Here is a 17551-nt window from a genome sequence, read left to right on the forward strand (position 1 = left end):
TAAAAGTTTGGATGTCATAACAGCAATCCTATTTAGTTCTGTTATTTATACCCATACTTTTCCTGAATTTCCTGAATAAGATCTTCGAAAGATTCGGATATATGGGTGGTCTTGTATTTGTTAAATTGCCATATTTCTACGCACCAATACCCGATGTCATCATCCCACCAGACTACACCAAAATAGTCCCACGCTGTTAAAGCTGCTGAAAGCGGTTTGTATTTAATGGCTTTCACTACCAGGTAATCAATCTCATTGGTCAGGTTGGAGAATATTCCATCACTTCTGTATTCGGTAAAATTATCCGGTAGCCGTATTTCTGCTTTCATAAGATAAAAATATAAAATAGCTATTTTCAAGGCAACTATTTCGTATATTTAGTTTTCCATAGGATAAGGTTAAAGGTTAGGGATCATCTTTTAGTAGTAACCCATTAAAGAAAAGCAGTTTCCATTCATGAGACTGCTTTTTAAATTCATAAAACGTAGAAAATTAAACCATTACCTCAATTGGTAAAGTTGGAATAAAGCCCCCACAACCTTTTGAGCTTTTTCAATTCTTTTTTAAGATGTTTTCTTATGGCCTTTGCTCCGTGCGGTTTTCCGTCTTAACTACCACGATATCGCCTGCCGTAAGCGTTGTAATTGACACGGATTGCTCTTTACCGACATTTTTTAAAATGGCTGTCTGTGGTATAGAACCGATCAGTGCCTTTAAGGAGGCTCTTGCCTTTTCACCGCTTGCACTGGTAATGTATTCAGCAATCAGTATGATCATCAGTACCACTGAACACGCAACGTATTTTTTCCCTAAGACAAATACAATGACCGCAATAGAAATAAATAATTCCGTTCCGATTTTCCGTTCTCTGATAAGTGCCAGTACAGCAGTTTTCAGTAATGAATATAAACCAAAAGCCGTTGCTGCAAGCGGAACAGGAAGTAGGATGATTTCCAAATAATAGAGAAAGGCTGGCAATCCCCACTGTTATGATGTGTACGACTTCCCAAAAAAATTGCCGGGAAAAAAGTTTGTAAATAATTCAAGTTGTAGGATTTTAGTGAGTGTGTCCTGTCCCTAAGTTTGATATAACGACAGATACTATTAGCAATACTATAAACAGAATTATGCCAAGAGCAATCAGAACGTACTTCAATATTTTTGACGAACGCCTTTGATTTGCGCCTCCCTTCTTTGGGGGCGGAGGTACAAACTTCCTTTTCCTTTTATTCTTCTTCTTAGGCATTTTTAATTGCGTATAAAATAGTATAAGCGTCTTTGACAACTACAAGATGCCCTTCATCAACTGTTGATGGCAATTCAAAAGGTGGATATCCTGTCTGCTCTACACCTTTTGAAACCGGGAGTAATTGGAACGTATGGCTGCCTTTTTCCTGTTTTGTCTGAACAATAATATAGTCCACTCCCCCAACTGGACGAGAGCCTCGGTTGGAACTGCACTCTGTTACTGCGTACGGTTTCAAGTAATGCTTTACATACATGCCCGGAAGTACGCCGGATTCCTGGGTAAAACGGCAATGCACGGGTATCATTTTATTTTCGTTCGCCGCCTATCCAACGTCAAAGGTATTCAATGCACGATGCAGGTCGCTTGTTCTCATAATTTCAAAAAGCACATCGGTGGGCTACATATTTTCCTAAGTCAGTCGGGCGGTTAATTCCGTCTATAGTATCAATCCAATTTACCTTACTGCCTATTGGCTTCCGTTTTGAGATGGCAGTCACCGGTTTTTCAACATAACCAATATACAAAAAGCCCAAAAGCTTATCCGTTCTTTCTAACCCGAAATGGGATTTTGCCTCTTCAAAGTACGTGATACCTGCCGTTGTCCAATAACACCCCAAACCGTAAGCGGTAACAGTTAGGAACATATTCTGGACAGCACAGGCTACGGCTTCTACTTCTTCAATTTCGGGCAGTTTATCTACCGCACTCCGTTTCATCCCGATAGAGATAACGTGGGAAGACATTAACGGATATTCAATGAGTTTTTTATACCTGTCCTGCTGGTAACTGTCTGCTGCAAATTCCCTGTAAATATCAGCCTGTAATTGCCCAAAATGTTTCAGGCCCTCGCCCGAAAAAACGCAAAATCGCCACGGCTCGGTTTGCTTATGATTGGGCGCTCTGTTTGCATTTTCGAGAATTTGCCAGATGATGGCATCGGGAATAACTTTGCCCCTTACATACTGATAGGGGTATATGCTCCTGCGGCGCAGCAGAATTTCATTGAACTCTTCAATATTATATCGCTTCTGCATTATCTCAATAATCTTAATCCACTTAAAATAACCAGCACCGTACTGCCTTCATGACCAACAACTCCTTGAGGAAGGCTTATTTTACCCTCACCGATAAAATTGAGCGTAATGAGTGTTAATGCAACTGCTATGGCGAACACGATATTTTGCTTGATAACACTGCTGGCCCTGCGACCAAGATTAATCGCAAATGGAATATTCTCTATATTATCAGCTATCAGGATAATGTCTGCGGTTTCCATTGCAACATCCGTTCCTCCGCTTCCCATTGCAATACCAACCGATGCAGCCGCCAAAGCGGGCGCATCATTGACACCATCGCCTACCATTGCGACCTTGCCGTATTTTTCTCCCAGCTTCTTAACAGCGTCCACCTTTTGATCGGGCAATAGTTCCGAGTACACTAAGTTGATACCGGCCTGTTTGCCTATGGCTTTGCCGGTTATTTGGTTATCACCGGTTAATAAGACTGTTTTTATACCTTTTGATTTTAATTCTTCAATGACTTTTCTTGCCTGTGGGCGAATCGTATCTTCCACGGAGATCAAACCTATGGCATTACCGTCAGCAGCAACAAAAATCACGGTTCTGCCTTGCTCTTCTATACCGGTGGCTCTTTTCTGATCCTCATCGGTAATGTTTATATCATTAAGAAGATCCCTTTTACCGATTTTATATTCTTTACCATTTAAAATACCATGAACACCCAAACCATGAATGGCTTGCAGTTCCTTTGGTTTGGAAAGATCCAATTTCTTATCCTTCGCTGCACGAACGATGGCCTTTGCTATGGGGTGTTCGGAGAGGGTTTCAACTGAAGCGGTAATTTGCAGCAAATCATCCGTGCTCATTCCCGAAAAAGGTACAATATCTATCACTTTAGGTTTGCCGTGGGTTAGGGTTCCTGTTTTATCAAAGGCAACTACTTTAACGCCTCCAATGTTTTCAAGATGAACACCCCCTTTAAATAGCACCCCTTTTCGTGCAGCATTGGATATCCCGGAAAGAATTGCGGGCATAATAGATGACACGAGCGCACAGGGCGAAGCCACTACAAGAAAAATCATTGCCCTGTATATCGTATCGCTCCAGGTCCAGTTGAATAAATACGGGGGAGCACCATCAATAAAATAGCGACCAATACCACGACCTTTGCATAGATGCTTTCAAAGCGTTCAACAAATAGCTGACTGGGCGGCTTTTCATTTTTTGCTTCCTGTACCAGATGAATGATCTTGGAGAGCACGGTTTCTTCTGACGGTTTGGTTACCTCTATTTCCAATGCACCCTGCCCGTTGATCGTTCCAGAATAAACTTCATCCCCTTTTTTCTTATCTGCCGGAATGCCTTCTCCGGTAATGGACGCTTCATTGATGGCAGAATATCCCCCGATAATGATACCGTCAGCAGAAATACGATCACCTGGCCGAACGAGGATAACGTCCCGCTTTTTAAGAGCCTCTACCTTTATTTTTCTTTCAACGCCATTTTCGAGTAAAACGGCTTCTTCCGGGCGAAGTTTCATTATAGACCTGATATCCCTGTTCGTTTTTTCCATTGTGTAATCTTCCAATGTACCGCTTAGCGAAAAAATGAATATCAGTATTGCTCCGTCCATCCAATAGCCGATGGATGCTGCACCGATTGCTGCCACAACCATCAAAAGATCCACATCCAAATCTTTTTCTTTAAAAAGTGTTGTCAATCCTTCTATGGCTTTCTGATGACCTCCAACAACGTAAGCCAGTATAAAGAGGATAATTTCAGCAGTAGGCATATTTTGCCTGCCTGCCCACCAAGCCAATAGAATAAACAGCAAACATAATGCTGTTATAATTGCAGCTCCGTGTTTCTCCCAAATATCGGAAAACGACCATCTTGCTCTGTCGTTGGGTATGGCTAATTCTGTCATAATTTTATCTGTTGAGTATGTATTTTTTAAAAACGCTCCCTAATATCGCCAGGCATAACACAACTTCACTTTTTGCAAAGGTAGATAAGGGAGAAAGGGTAAAACAGGTAAAAAACCGACATTTTTCGGTAGCTTTACTGCATGAAATCGTTGCAGCTATTTACAGATAAGGAAATCACCGTTAAGGAATTGGCTTCTAATAATTCCGGCCTGCATAAACATCATTTTTTTGAACTCATTTATGTTTTGGATGGTACGGGTATACATAATATCAATAACAACCAATTTGAATTTTCAAAGGGTGACGTTTTCCTGCTTACACCTGAAGATGCGCACACCTTTGAAATAAGCACACCCACCAAATTCTGTATAGTAGATTTTACTAAAGGCTTTTTTGTGAAGAATCGCAGGGTTGGAGAAACGAAAGCCAATATCAGCGAATTGTATAAACAACTGGAATTTATCTTTCATAATCATCATAATGTTCAGGGCAGCATTGTATCCGATCCTGACAAACCAATATTCAAAGCACTGATCAACCAGTTGATCAAAGAAAAGGGCAAAAAACAATTCTTTGATGAGATCATTATCCAGGATATCATTTTTCTGCTGCTTCATTTCATTGCAAGAAATATACAGCAGAACATTTCACTATTTTCGAAAAGGGAAAACCCCAAAAGCAGAGTACATGAAATTACCGCATATATACAGCAGCACATTTACGATAGTGAATTGCTAAAGATCAGAAGTGTAGCCACTCATTTTGGTAAATCGACCGACCATCTAAACAGGTATTTTAAGGCTGAGACGGGAAGCACGATTAAAGACTATATTATTCGTTACAAACTCAATTTAGTGACAACAAGGCTTAAATTCAGCGACTTGACCATTTCGGAAATAGCAGGTGAATTGAATTTTACGGATGAGAGCCATCTAAACAAAATGTTTAAAAGCGCATTTGGCAAAACTGCCAAACAATATAAGAATGACCACAAACATTAAGTTCTAATGTTTTTGTGATACCATTTTTTATTGTTGCACCAGGTGCTGCAAATCAGGATCGTTCTTTATACGGTCCAGCTCACTTTCGATCACCTGCACAATATCTGCTTTTACCTTCCGGTAATTAGCTTCAATTTCCTGCTTCATATTATCCGCTCCGTTCTCATCGGTAAAGGATAATATCTGCGGTATCTTTTTGTATGCTTTGGTTTCTACCATAACTCTTTCGTTATCCACTACAATTTCCGCATGAAAGATCTTTTGCTCAATGCGTTCATCAAAATTGTCGGACACAGCCCCAACGAACATGCCCTGTGTTAAGGTGGAGATTTTAGACGCTGGTATCAGGCTATCCATTTGTGTGGATATAGAAGTGGATTTGTCGTTCCTGTTAATAGTCATGCTTTGTCGCTTCTGCAATACCTTACCAAAGCGTTCGGAAAGGTTTTTGGCGGTTTCTCCTACCACCTGACCGGAAAAAATATTGCCAACAGTATTCTGTATTACCTTACTTTCTTTATCGCCATAATCGCGGGTTAACTGCGAATAATCCTGGAAACCTAAACATACTGCCACCTTGTTTGATCTGGCAGTTGCGATCAGGTTATCAAGTCCCCTGAAGTAGATCGTGGGAAGCTCATCTATGATGACGGAACTCTTTAACTGCCCCTTTTTGTTGATGAGTTTTACGATGCGCGAATTATACAAACCCAACGCAGCAGAGTATATATTTTGCCGGTCGGGATTGTTGCCTACACATAATATTTTCGGCTCTTTAGGATTGTTGATGTCTAATGAGAAGTCATCACCGGTCATTACCCAATAAAGCTGCGGGCTTATCATTCTTGACAGCGGAATTTTTGCCGATGCTATCTGCCCCTGCAACTGATCCTGCGCCCCTCCCTGCCAGGCGTCCATAAAAGGAGACAAATAATTTTCCAGGTCCGGGTAAGAAGTTAAAATGGTGAAGACATCCGCATACTTTTTATTCAGCAATTCTATTGCGTGTGGGAACGTGCAGTATTTGCCGTTTTCATAAATTCTCAAAAACCAAATAATTGCAGCTAATAAGATAATTGGGCTATCCACAAAAAAATCGCCCTGCTTCTGAATCCACGACCTGTTAAGATTGAGCATAATGGTATAGGCGGATTCGTAAGCATCGGATATATCTGTCATAAACTCAGGGTTGATAGGATTACAACGATGGCTCCTTCGCGGGTCGTCAAAGTTGATGACGTAAAATTTAGGCTTTACTTTATACTTCTTGGTATGTTTCAGCAGATGATTGTAGGCAATGGTGGAAAGGTCATCGAACTTGAAATCGTAGATATACATACTGAAGCCTTTTTCAATATGTTGCTTGATGTAGTTGTTTACGATGGCATAGCTTTTACCGGAACCGGGAGTTCCCAATACGATCGAGGCGCGAAAAGGATTGACTACATTGATCCATCCGTTGTTCCATTTGCCTTTGTAATAAAACTTTGTAGGGAGGTTCACCGAATATTCATTCTGCATCAACTGGGTTTCCTGCTGGAAGCTCTCGTTCTCGTTATTGAAAACATCATCCATCAGGTTATTGCGCAGCAAGCGGCTTATCCATAGGCCCGCAACCATTAGAGCGATATAGCCTAATGAGGTGGTCAGTATGTAAAGCGTAGTGGCAGTCTCTGCGGATAACTTTAAAAGGGGTGTATTTAGAAAGAATAGAATAAAACCAATGACTAATGCTGTATTGATTTTTGTCCAGGTAATCTTTTCATTTTTTACGCCTTTAGTACCCAGACAGCTCAGCGCCAGTAAAACCAACGCAAAAATTTTGGTGTAAAGGGTATTTGAAAAAAGCCCTGCTGTGCGGTTGAAATTGGTCAGTATCTTACCAATAATTTCAAGTGTCCAGCCACGCCCGGCAAAGAAGCCGTAGCAGAACCAATAAAAGTGCATCAACACAATGATGATGCTTACTGCTCTCATAAAAGCCATGATTTTGGCTAATCCTCTCAGATCGTCTTCTCCCTGCATAATTCAATAAATTGAAGTGATGCAGGTGAATTTAGAAGTTGTGATTATCGGTTGCCAGTAAGTGGCGGCGGATGGCTTTTAGTGGCAGTATTTGGCGTGTATAGAATAATTTATCTGATACTCCTGGAACTGCCTAAGTTATTACTGTCTGCCCAGCCTTTTTCTTTTCTTCTTTTTCCTCATCCGGTTAGTAAAATCCTGTTCCTCGTAATCTTCGCCCTGGGCTTCGGGCAATAATCCACCTAACGCATCTATAAGTCCCAAGTCTTCATTGAGGTAGGCAGGCTGTTCTTCGTTCAGAAAATCAAAAAGCTCATGGGTTTCGTCTGACGCTTCCCCAATATTTTTACCAGTGGTTGGCAATGGCGTGTTGATCCTTGCATCGTCGTCGTCCTGACGATGCTCTGCAAACTGCTCTTTCCACCAATCGTTAAAAACATTGGCTGAAAGATCTGTATCCAGTTGTGATCCATTCCAAACCATACGGCTTTCATGGTCTATGAATGTCATACCATAAATGCGCCCATCCCCGGTGCGTCGTACAACGGTGTTAATGCCTTGCTCCATCAATTGCTTTTTAAAATCGGCTTCGGTGCCGGTAAGGTGCATTGCCGCTTCAATGGTATTTTTGAGGATGGCTTTTGTGGGGTCAGTCTTCATTTTTTTCTTGGCCTCGATAAAGTGCTGTTGCAACGCCTCCCATCCGGCATCTTTACCAAAAAGGGATGATTTAAAAGGGTTGCTGGCTTTTTCTCCCTGTTCGTTCAGCGCAAAATACACGATACCCTGCTTGGGCTGCCCGTGTAGTTCTCCTTTTACTTCTTCAGCGGTAATGTTAAATAGCGAAAGCAAGGCATTGTAAGCGCCCAGTGTTGTAAACTGGTAATACGTGGGCAGGTGCCGCACAACGGATGCTATCTGGCTTTTAATGTCACCGGCTTTATAATCCACCGGGCGGAATATCTGCTCGTTCCCTGTACGCTGCTTTTCGGTGGCAGGTATCAGGTTATAGTTTTGTTCCAATGCCCTGCAAGCGTCCATTGAACGTAGCTTCTCAAAGGTATCCGGTATCTTTTTACCATAGCGGTCCACGCAAGTCGATACAATATGGATATGTGTGCGTTCAATATCGGTATGCTTGAAAACCACATAAGGCTGATCGCCATACCCCATCCGATCCATGTAGTCTTTGGCAATCTGCTTAAAATTTTCGTCCGTTACCTTATCTCCCGGATCTGGGTTGAGCGATATATGCAATACAGGCTTTTCGGTGCGTTTATTGGCCATCAGATAAGGCTGGAAAGAGCGTAACAATTGCGCCACCGAAAAGCTGCCATCGGCTGTTTCGATAATCCTGTGCATGGTCAATATCTCGCCGTTTTCCTTATCTACTTTAAGCTGGTTGTAAGAAAGTGCACCCGTCATATTTACCCCGTGACCGATTTTTGCTATCATTTCCCGTCAATTTTATTGAGGTGATTAGCCTCAAATTCCATTGTCAGCTTCATCACTTCACGGCATAGCTTTGCCAGTTCTGCTGTTTGTTTTTCCAGTTTAAAGAGATAAGCGGCGGCCTTTTTTTCCGAAAAATTTCGGTAAAGGATCTTCACGACCTGGTTATAATTGACACCAACTGCCCTGAACTGCCCAAACAACGTGGTTAATCTGGTATAATAATCCATTGCAGCCATATCTATGTTAACGCTCTTTACCGGTTTATCAAACAGTAAAGAGGTAACAAATTGTGCCTTGTTATCTGCTCCAGAGGCTTCAAAGAGCGAGAGGAATTTTGCATTTTCTTCATCCGTCAGACGAAATACATAACGGTGGATGCTTGGGTTTACTTTAGGGTTACGGCCACCTTTGTACTGTTTCTTTTTCTGCTGTTCATTCATCACTATATAATTTTTAAAACGAGCGTCAGCGAGCTGATCGTTCATTAATCCAACAAAAACCCCGACTTCGGAGGGTGTTTTCCGGCCCCCTGCAAGGGCAAGTTGTTTTGAGGCACGGAACAGGTTCCGAGTGCCTCAAAACACAACTTGCTCTGTTCGGGTGAACAGAAAATCCGCCCTGCGGGACGGATTAGATAAAGCAGAAAAAAACGGCTGCGAGCCGTTCCACCTGTTACCTGTATATTGTAATGTTCTTTCCATTTACCCATAGCATTGGAGCTATTACAAAGTAAAGGCTGCTTTGTCAAAGCATTACAGTGCTCCACACTGCCAAAGACTGCCACTGAACGCCAATGACTACCACATTCTAAAATATAGCTGCCTGAGGTATTTTCTTTGTTTCAAAGTTATACAGGAGCACTTACAGAAAAAAGTGCGGAAAAGAAAAAAACAAAATGTATGTGCTGTTTCAAGCACATACAGAAAACAGGAAGAGAACACAGGTTTAAAAATGCAGGGGCGCAAAAGTATAAAGTTTTAAAACCATAAAAACGTAAAAGCAGCAATGTTTACAGAAACAAGCCTTTACGGGTTTTCAGATTTAAGCAAAAGCATATAACAGGGAAACTGTAAAAAAACACAACGGTACAGCAACCCGGAAAAATGGTAAAGCAGAAAAGCGGCAGTACAACTGCACAATTTATCAAATGGACAATTTTAAATTTTAGAAAAATGGAAACAGTAAAAAAAACTTTAAAAATCAGCTTCTCCACACAAAAAGGCGGCGTGGGAAAATCAACCATAACAACCCTGCTTGCCAGCTTGCTCCATTACCGGCTCGGATTTAATATAGTGGTACTGGACTGCGATTTTCCCCAGCACAGCCTGAGCAAAATGAGGGAAAGGGATCTGAAGACCGTTATGCAGAACGATTATCACAAAAAAGCTGCAATGAAACAATTCCAGGCTATCAATAAGAAAGCCTATCCCGTTATCCGGTGCAAGGCAGATGAAGCGCTGGACAAAGCATTGGAGTATGTGCAGCAATCTGCGGCACACCCCGATATGATTTTTTTTGACTTGCCGGGAACGGCAAACACAAAGGGCGTGCTGACAACGCTAAAAGCAATGGATTTCATTTTTTCCCCTATCACTGCGGACCGGTTTGTAGTGGAAAGTACGCTGGGGTTTGCTAAAGCATTTCTCCAGCTCCCTGAAATTGAGAATGCCAATAAAGAGCAGGTATTCTGGTTGTTCTGGAACCAGGTGGACGGCAGGGAGAAAACGATGCTTTATGAGGCTTACCAAACGGTGATCGGACAGCTTGGCCTTTCCATTATGGATACAAGAATTATGGACAGCAAGCGCTTCCGTAAGGAAACGGACGATACGGGCAACTACATCTTCCGGTCAAGCCTGCTTGCCGCAGAGCCGGGCCTGCTGAAAATGACTAAAATGGATCTCTTTGTACAAGAGTTCTTGAAAATTGTTCATTCTTAAATCAGTTGTGATATGGATACAGATAACATAAAGAAAGGATTTGAGAAACCCAACGTGGATGAGGATTACCTGATGAACATTATGAGCGGCGATGAACCTGCTCCGGTAACAAAGGCTGGCAAGGATCACGCGGAGCCGAAAGAGCCTAAAGCCCGTGAAAAAACAAAGTCTGGTTCATCAAAGAAAATTGACTACGAAGATGTTTTCTTAACCAATCGTTACCCTTCCGGAAGAAATGGCAAAGTGGTTTATATCAGGCCGGAGTTTCATGAGCGGTTGCTGCGGATCGTTCAACTGGCAAGGGAGGATAAAACTACGCTCTATTCCTACATAGACAATATTCTCGAATACCATTTCAGGGAATTTGGCAACGAGATAACGGATTATTTCAATGACAGGTATAAACCCATTTTATAGTAAAACAAAACCAATGAAAAAGAATATTAAAAACGGAAAGCCCATGCAGGCAAATAATGGCTCTGTTAAAAAAGAAAGCTACGGAACCCAGTTCCTGAAACAGCACGCAATGGCGTGCCGGGGTGAGAAATCGATCTACATACGCCCTGAATACCATGAGCGTATCGTTAGGATTGTTCACGTCATCGGAGATGATAAAATCCCGTTGTATGCTTATCTGGACAATATACTCAAACATCATTTCGAGCAGTTCGAGAAGGCGATTACAGAGGATTTTAATGAAAAGTTTAAACCCATTTTTTAAAATATTGGACCATGAAAAAGACAAATCAAAAACAAAGGAACACGTTACGCATTGCCGAATATCAGTTGGCATTCTTAACACCTACAGGTTTTTTGGCAAAAGACGGGAAGACGGTATATGTCAGCCCGGAGTTCCACGAAAAAATATCCCACATTGCATTTATACTTGGTTCGGGGAAAATTAATATTGCTGATTATCTGCATAGTGTTCTGAAGCACCACTTCCCGGATTTTGGTCAGGAAATAAAAACCATTTATAACGACAAGAACAAACCCATTTTTTAGTTATGGAACTGCTGATTTTAATATGTCTGCTCATCGTCATTGTTCTGCTGGCGAAGGACAAAATCACCATAAAAAAAGTGGTGCGAAACAATCGGCAACAGCCGCCTTTAGATCCTGATTTACCGGAAATAATGGGCCAGCCAAAGCAGCATGTACGACACGCAGTGCCAAGTAATGCCACCCAAAGTCAATTAGCTAAACCGAAGGTTACGGCTGATAATTTTGAAACAGAAACCAATGAAAAGGGTTTCGCAAAGGAAATTCCGCAGGAAGAGCTGGATGAAGTTTTTGGGGACGGCCCCAACCTTGAAGAAGAGGAGGAAGAATGGAATGGATATGGTTATCCGAACGGCGATGACGGTTTTGCCACGGGGGTTACCTTCGACGAACTGAGTACCGTGGGGGCCTTGTTACAGCAAGAAGTGTTGGAACCGGCCTTGCAGCAAAAAGCGGTGGATATAGTTCAAAGGATACAAGGAACCGAACTATTCAGCCTTTTGGAAAACTCAATGGAAGGCGCTTCCCGAAAGATTGCAGCGTTATTGGACAGGAGCCTGCCTACAGGAATGGATTCCGGTTCTTCCGATTTGCGGAAAAATGATTTGAGTGACTTTGACATTGGGGATTTTGTCTGAAAAGGCAGCTCCCTTTTGTTATTGTTCCGTGGCAGGCTTTTTAAATTTTTTGACTTTTGCTCTGATAGCCTCAAACCGCTGAATTTCCTCGTTAAGGTGATTGGGTTCCGGCTTTTTGTAAGCATATTTATCACTATGTGTATGCCCTTCCATATAGCGGCAACATTGCCCGAAACTATCTTGCAGTTCATCTATCAGCCCGCTATCGAAAAAAACAGAATTGAGCGCTTCAATGCTTACTCGCTCATTAAACCGCTGCACTACATTTTTAAACAGATCATTTATTACAAGCACTTCATAACTGGTTCTGAGGGACGCAAATCCTGTTTTCAGCAGAAACTCTCTTTGGGCGGGAGGACAGTCATCCTTCTTCGCTTCGTTGTAGTATTTTTTGGCAGGTTCAGCGCTCCTGTATTCTTTTTCATACGATGGGGCATTATTCAGCCATATCTGGCCAGGATTGCCGCTTCTGTTTTCAATCCAGTGGCATACATGAGTTGCTTTGATATCGGCGCAGTGCCCAATGAGTGACGAAACAAAAACAAGATCATGTGTAAATATGATCGTTTGTTTGTTCAGGCTTTCTTCAACAAGCCTTTTTGCGATTTCACTTTTTCGGGTCTCATCCAGCGAGGTTACAGGGTCATCGAATATTATTCCCCGGTTTATCTCCGAAAGCCTCATTTCAGCAATAAAATCCGCGATTGCTATAACTTTTTGTTCTCCTTCACTTAGTACCGCGTTAGGATTATTACCTTTCAGTTTTAACTGCCTGTAGGATTTTCCGGCGGAGCCTGTGTGACTGATCTCAATGCCAAAATTCCCATTCATCTTTTTACATTCGTCATTAAAGGCATCGATATATTTCTGGCTGAAATATTTATCGGACAATGCTTTTTCAGCATAAGTGGTATCTGTCTTGGCCTTTCGGAAATTTGCTTTTCCTGCCTTCGCAATCCAATCCTGGTTTTCCAAAAACGTTTCAAACTTTGCAAGGTGCGTATTAAACTTTTCCTTATGAGCCAGGTAAGTCTTTTTTGCATTGAGCTGCGCTAACTCCTTGCTTTGCTCATTCTCCCGCAGAGAGGCGATGACTGTGTCAATATAATTACCAATGGTTTTATAGTGTTCCAATGATGTCAGGACTTCAGTATGATCAACAATCTTTTTAGCCTTGACATCTGATATTATGGTTTCACAAAGCGTTTTTTGTTGGGCAAGTGCATCTTTTAATGATTGCAGCGCTTCAGGATACCGCTCCGTCAGCCAGTCGGTAAGCGTGTTGTTTTCCGGAAACAGATCAAAGACAAATTTTCCCAAGCCGGTTTCCAATTTGTTGAGGATCTCCTGCGATTTGTTGAAATTTTCTTCTGCAACACTCTTGATAAATGACCAATAATTAGCAATCAGGTTGATAGCATCTGGCGATAATGGTTGCTGGCAAAGCAGACAGCTATCGCCCTTCTTGGGATAGGTATGCTGCTCAGGATCTTGCATCCTGGCAAAAGTTTCCGCTGCAATTATGAAGTTTTTCCATTGCTCTGATCCTACCCCTAATATGGTTTCCGTTTTAAAACTTTCAACGCCCTCTGCTTTTGTAATGCTTTCTTTATCTAAACAATCCTGTATAGCGTTCCTTATTTTTTTCAGATAATCTATGCCAAAGTGTTGATTCAGCTTTTCAACAGCCAGCTTGTTCTCTGCCAATAATTTTTTTATCGTTAATAGTTGGGATATCTGCTTCTCTTTATCTTTTGAAGCGAGTAAAAGCTCGTCATAGGTTTTGTCGATTTTTACCTTTTCAGCTTTGTCGATTTCGGTAAAGGGGGCAAATTTCTGAAGGTCTGCTGCCTTTGATTTACTGCTCAACGCCTGTACAAAAGATTTTATTTCAGATTCGCCATCAAACAGGTCTGCCAGATCCTGTGCGGTACTACCTGTCTTTTTTAAGGAGAGGTCAGCATTTAGTTTCTGCTCTACCATTGCAAGCGCAGCGGTATAATCAGCAAAGAAAGCAAGGCCGGACGGCCTGAACTCAAATTCGTTTCGCTGGTCAAGGTGGCGAATGACACTCTTGCCATCAAAAACGGAAAATTGCGTGAACTCCGCTTTCCCCTTGTCGTTCAGTGTTAATGATATCGAATCGGTACCAGAGGTAAAACTAAAGTTTGCGCTTACAGCTTTATGGCCCGTATCAATGTGAATATTCTTTAAAATTTCTTCTTTCGATTTAGAATAAAAAACGAGCTTAAACAATCTGGTGTAACCAGATTTTCCCGAACCGTTTGCACCATAAATAATGGTAAGATGATTGCCAAATTCTATTGTCTGCCCTTCCATTAACGCATTAACGCCTTCTACATTTTGAACTTTTGCAAACAGAAGATCACTTTTGTGATTCCCGGATTTTTGAACATCGTATTTGATCACAAGTGTCTGGCGTTCACTTTTTGTTTTTAATCCCAATTCTTCTAACAAGAAGAAATACGCGGCAGTGGTAACTTCTTCAGAGATTACTGATCCGGATAGCCATTTCTCCGCCATATACTTCGACCAATAGGGTAATCCATCAGCAAATACTTTGATTTCGGCCTCTAAGGTTTCGGGCAGCTTCTTGCTCAGTTTGGTTTCCTGCGCCATTAATTTAGATTTTAGATAAGGTTCGTTATCGTTTGATTCTGTTGCAACTTGTAGTTAGACCCTACTAAAATATCAAAAAAAGATGAAAACAGTAGTGACTGTTTGCTGATCGCTAAGCGCCTCAAACGCCTCGGGCTGCCAAACAGTTCCCCTGAAAGACATTCCGGTAGCATTTCTTCACTCAGTCCTGACATTTGACCGGCAGCGAAATTATTGGTTCCGGTTAAATATTACAATTATGATCAAAAAAGACGATCTCGACTATATATTCGAGGAATATAAAGGACATACCATCGCCAGCCACAGGAACAACGTTGCTGAAAAGGACATCAATAACCTCATTATTGTTTATCGTACAGAAGACTTTCCCGAATACGGGTTTATAGTTGGTCTTGATGATTCCAAGCTGTCCGGGCGCAGGAAATCGTTTCCTCATAATATGGAAGACGCAAAAAGCTATATTGATTGGGTGGTTGACGTGCGCCAGCAAAAAGAAGCGGGAAAAACAGAGCGGGAAAAACCAACGGTGTTTATTGAAGGAACGGAATTTATCGTTGATGGACTCAAAGATGAATTGCGCGAAAAATCCAACCCGAGAAATGTGATGCACATAAAGGAAATGCAATATGTTGGTAATGGAAACGGATATACTTTTCATTATGATGTAAGTACCAAAAATTTCCCTACCAATGAAAGAAGAAGGGAACTGGCCTTTACAGATTCAACAGATCTGCAATTAGTGCAAATACCTGAGTTAACCAGTATTGACCCCATAGGCGTGGCGCAAAAGTATAACCTTAGTTTAGAGGAGGTAAAAGGAAAGATCGACTTTGGGCTTACCATAGAGAAGGGCAGTCTGCTGGACCTGCGCTGGAATAAGGGCGTGTTGCCTACACTGGATATTGAAGGGCATACCTTTTATGTGGATATACAGATGGATATGCTCCGCCCAAAAGATGATTTCCGTTCCAAAGGCATCGTGTTCTCCGAGATTGAGAAGTTCTATGATCATGATACACAACGCTACTTTATCCCGTACCACCCGAAAGCACATGAGTTCCGGGACATAGATTACGAATCGATCACGCAAATTCCCAAAGACCTAATGGTTGTCTCCTTCCCGAACGAAGCCATACTTGACCCTGTTGGGTGGAACAAGAAGCATGGCTTTGACCTGATCGATGAAATGAAAGAACCGGGATTACGGATGAACTTTAAAGCCGTTCCTGAAACCTGGGAACATATTTATGTACCTGAAAGGATCAAAGAGAATCTGGATAAGCTGCAAAAGGAGTCGAAAAAGGAAAAACCGGATCGTACGGTTGACAAATCCCGAAAACGCGGGCGCAAGATGTAGCAATTGATGTGTTTAAAAACAAAAAAATGAAAAATGAAAAACCAACGGTGATCATTGAGGGCACGGAGTTTCTCTTTGACATTGACAAAATAGTACTTTCAGAAAAGGCAGATCCCGATAACCGGATCTACTTTTCATCTATGCGGAATTATGAGACGCATTATGAGTTTGATTACAGCAGGGTTTCCAAAAAATTCCATGTTTTGCATTCACCTTATCTGCGGAATAAACCTGTTGTTTTAGGAAAACCCAAAACGGCACCCGAAGGTGATCCGCTTATTACCGTTAAGATACCCTGCATTGGTGAGATTGATCCGGACGGCATGTGCCGCAAATACGGGTGCACATTGAAAGACATTTCGGAAAAAACCGATTTTGAGATCATGGTAGACCAGGACATTTTTGGCAGAAGAATGGACGGCGTTCCTGTAACCATAGACCTCGCCGGGAAAAGATTTGAAATTGATGTAGCTGGCAACGCATTGCGTCCGCAGGATGGCAACGGGGAAACCATTTACCTGAGCGCGCTGTATGATTACTTTTCCATAGACCGTGAATCGTATCGCCTGTTTTACAACACATCAACCTCCAGGGTTGAAGACCCGTTCAGGGATGGTACTATTGACAAAAACACTGACCGTTTGATCCTGGAGGTTCCCAGTCTATCCGACCTTGACCCCATCGGCACCAATTTGAGGTATGGGAATGATCCACGGTATGGATTGATGTACAGGGCACTTACCATGCATTATGATCCGCAGACCATTCCTTATGAAGAATATATCAACACCTTGAAAAGCCAGCACCACCCAGCATTTCACAACCTGAATGCCAACCCATCAAAACAGCAACTGCCTACAGTGGATATAGAAGGAACAGCCTTCGTTGTTGATGTGGGCAAATTTGAACTTCGGGAAAAAGCCAATGAAGGCAATGTAATTTCCTTTACAGATATGACGGATTTCGGTGAGGGGTATTCTTTTGAATACAACAGGAAAGCTAAGAATATTCCCGATGTGTTTGAGAAAAGCGATGTATTGATCGAGATACCGGAATTTGTGGGGCTTGATCCCGTAGGTATGGCACAAAAGTATGGCCTCACCGCGGATGAGGTAAAGGCTAAAACTGATTTTGAATTCATGGTGGATCAGTATGCTTTTGACCTGCGGTTGAATAAAGGAAGGTTACCTACTGTTGATATTGCCGGTCATCTTTTTTATGTGGACATCCGTATGGATATGCTGCGGCCAAAAGATGATTTTTTATCACTATTGTCCGACTAAAGTAATCGAATCCG

At 42.0% G+C, this 17551-nt stretch carries 18 protein-coding genes; 8 read left to right on the forward strand and 10 right to left on the reverse strand.

Features of this window, described 5'->3' with window-relative positions; all coding sequences use genetic code 11:
• Window positions 1-41: 41 nt before the first annotated feature.
• The 6 genes from WJU16_RS03385 to WJU16_RS03410 form a co-directional block, all read right to left on the reverse strand.
• Window positions 42-329, reverse strand: a complete 288-nt coding sequence (locus tag WJU16_RS03385) for a hypothetical protein (RefSeq protein WP_341836917.1) — start codon at window positions 327-329, stop codon at window positions 42-44.
• A 247-nt stretch (window positions 330-576) separates the two neighbouring features.
• Window positions 577-978: a hypothetical protein gene (locus WJU16_RS03390; RefSeq protein ID WP_341836918.1), complete on the reverse strand. Its 402-nt coding sequence runs from the start codon at window positions 976-978 to the stop codon at window positions 577-579.
• A 260-nt stretch (window positions 979-1238) separates the two neighbouring features.
• A complete protein-coding gene (locus WJU16_RS03395; RefSeq protein WP_341836919.1) occupies window positions 1239-1544 on the reverse strand; it encodes a hypothetical protein in 306 nt (101 codons plus the stop codon).
• 82 nt (window positions 1545-1626) lie between these two features.
• Window positions 1627-2283, reverse strand: a complete 657-nt coding sequence (locus WJU16_RS03400; protein WP_341836920.1) for a nitroreductase — start codon at window positions 2281-2283, stop codon at window positions 1627-1629.
• The gene (locus WJU16_RS03405) at window positions 2283-3350 is read right to left on the reverse strand and encodes a heavy metal translocating P-type ATPase (RefSeq protein WP_341836921.1); all 1068 of its coding nucleotides are present in this window, start codon (window positions 3348-3350) and stop codon (window positions 2283-2285) included. The genes WJU16_RS03400 and WJU16_RS03405 overlap by 1 nt, the downstream gene beginning before the upstream one ends.
• Window positions 3347-4195: an HAD-IC family P-type ATPase gene (locus WJU16_RS03410; RefSeq protein WP_341836922.1), complete on the reverse strand. Its 849-nt coding sequence runs from the start codon at window positions 4193-4195 to the stop codon at window positions 3347-3349. The genes WJU16_RS03405 and WJU16_RS03410 overlap by 4 nt, the downstream gene beginning before the upstream one ends.
• Before the next feature lie 141 nt (window positions 4196-4336).
• Here WJU16_RS03410 and WJU16_RS03415 point away from each other — a divergent pair, with 141 nt between their 5' ends.
• Window positions 4337-5197 (forward strand): AraC family transcriptional regulator, encoded by an 861-nt coding sequence (locus WJU16_RS03415; protein ID WP_341836923.1) that lies wholly within the window; start codon window positions 4337-4339, stop codon window positions 5195-5197.
• Between the two features lie 27 nt (window positions 5198-5224).
• Here the strand turns inward: WJU16_RS03415 and mobC are convergent, their stop codons facing one another.
• From mobC to mobA, 3 genes are all read right to left on the reverse strand, one after another.
• Window positions 5225-7225 carry a conjugal transfer protein MobC gene (gene mobC, locus WJU16_RS03420; protein WP_341838644.1) on the reverse strand — a complete coding sequence of 667 codons (2001 nt, stop codon included), beginning with the start codon at window positions 7223-7225 and terminating at the stop codon, window positions 5225-5227.
• 138 nt (window positions 7226-7363) lie between these two features.
• Entirely contained in the window at window positions 7364-8677 is a 1314-nt protein-coding gene (gene mobB, locus WJU16_RS03425) for a conjugal transfer protein MobB (RefSeq protein WP_341836924.1), read from the reverse strand.
• Window positions 8674-9117: a conjugal transfer protein MobA gene (gene mobA, locus WJU16_RS03430; protein ID WP_341836925.1), complete on the reverse strand. Its 444-nt coding sequence runs from the start codon at window positions 9115-9117 to the stop codon at window positions 8674-8676. Before mobA ends, mobB begins: the two co-directional genes overlap by 4 nt.
• A 663-nt stretch (window positions 9118-9780) precedes the next feature.
• Between mobA and WJU16_RS03435 the strand changes: the two genes are divergently transcribed.
• The 5 genes from WJU16_RS03435 to WJU16_RS03455 are packed head-to-tail and all read left to right on the forward strand — an operon-like array spanning window position 9781 to window position 12257.
• A complete protein-coding gene (locus WJU16_RS03435; RefSeq protein WP_341836926.1) occupies window positions 9781-10617 on the forward strand; it encodes a ParA family protein in 837 nt (278 codons plus the stop codon).
• Window positions 10618-10629: 12 nt separating this feature from the next.
• Entirely contained in the window at window positions 10630-11034 is a 405-nt protein-coding gene (locus tag WJU16_RS03440) for a DUF3408 domain-containing protein (RefSeq protein ID WP_341836927.1), read from the forward strand.
• 13 nt (window positions 11035-11047) lie between these two features.
• Window positions 11048-11338: a DUF3408 domain-containing protein gene (locus WJU16_RS03445; RefSeq protein WP_341836928.1), complete on the forward strand. Its 291-nt coding sequence runs from the start codon at window positions 11048-11050 to the stop codon at window positions 11336-11338.
• Between the two features lie 11 nt (window positions 11339-11349).
• Complete coding sequence (locus tag WJU16_RS03450; RefSeq protein ID WP_341836929.1) at window positions 11350-11622, forward strand: DUF3408 domain-containing protein; 273 nt, start codon at window positions 11350-11352, stop codon at window positions 11620-11622.
• 2 nt (window positions 11623-11624) lie between these two features.
• Complete coding sequence (locus WJU16_RS03455; protein ID WP_341836930.1) at window positions 11625-12257, forward strand: conjugal transfer protein TraD; 633 nt, start codon at window positions 11625-11627, stop codon at window positions 12255-12257.
• A gap of 18 nt (window positions 12258-12275) precedes the next feature.
• Here the strand turns inward: WJU16_RS03455 and WJU16_RS03460 are convergent, their stop codons facing one another.
• On the reverse strand, window positions 12276-14897 hold the full coding sequence (locus tag WJU16_RS03460; RefSeq protein ID WP_341836931.1) for an AAA family ATPase: 2622 nt from the start codon (window positions 14895-14897) through the stop codon (window positions 12276-12278).
• 238 nt (window positions 14898-15135) lie between these two features.
• Between WJU16_RS03460 and WJU16_RS03465 the strand changes: the two genes are divergently transcribed.
• Complete coding sequence (locus WJU16_RS03465) at window positions 15136-16254, forward strand: hypothetical protein (protein ID WP_341836932.1); 1119 nt, start codon at window positions 15136-15138, stop codon at window positions 16252-16254.
• Window positions 16255-16280: 26 nt separating this feature from the next.
• Entirely contained in the window at window positions 16281-17537 is a 1257-nt protein-coding gene (locus tag WJU16_RS03470; RefSeq protein WP_341836933.1) for a hypothetical protein, read from the forward strand.
• Window positions 17538-17551 lie beyond the last annotated feature (14 nt).

The organism is Chitinophaga pollutisoli, assembly GCF_038396755.1.
GTDB lineage: Bacteria > Bacteroidota > Bacteroidia > Chitinophagales > Chitinophagaceae > Chitinophaga > Chitinophaga pollutisoli.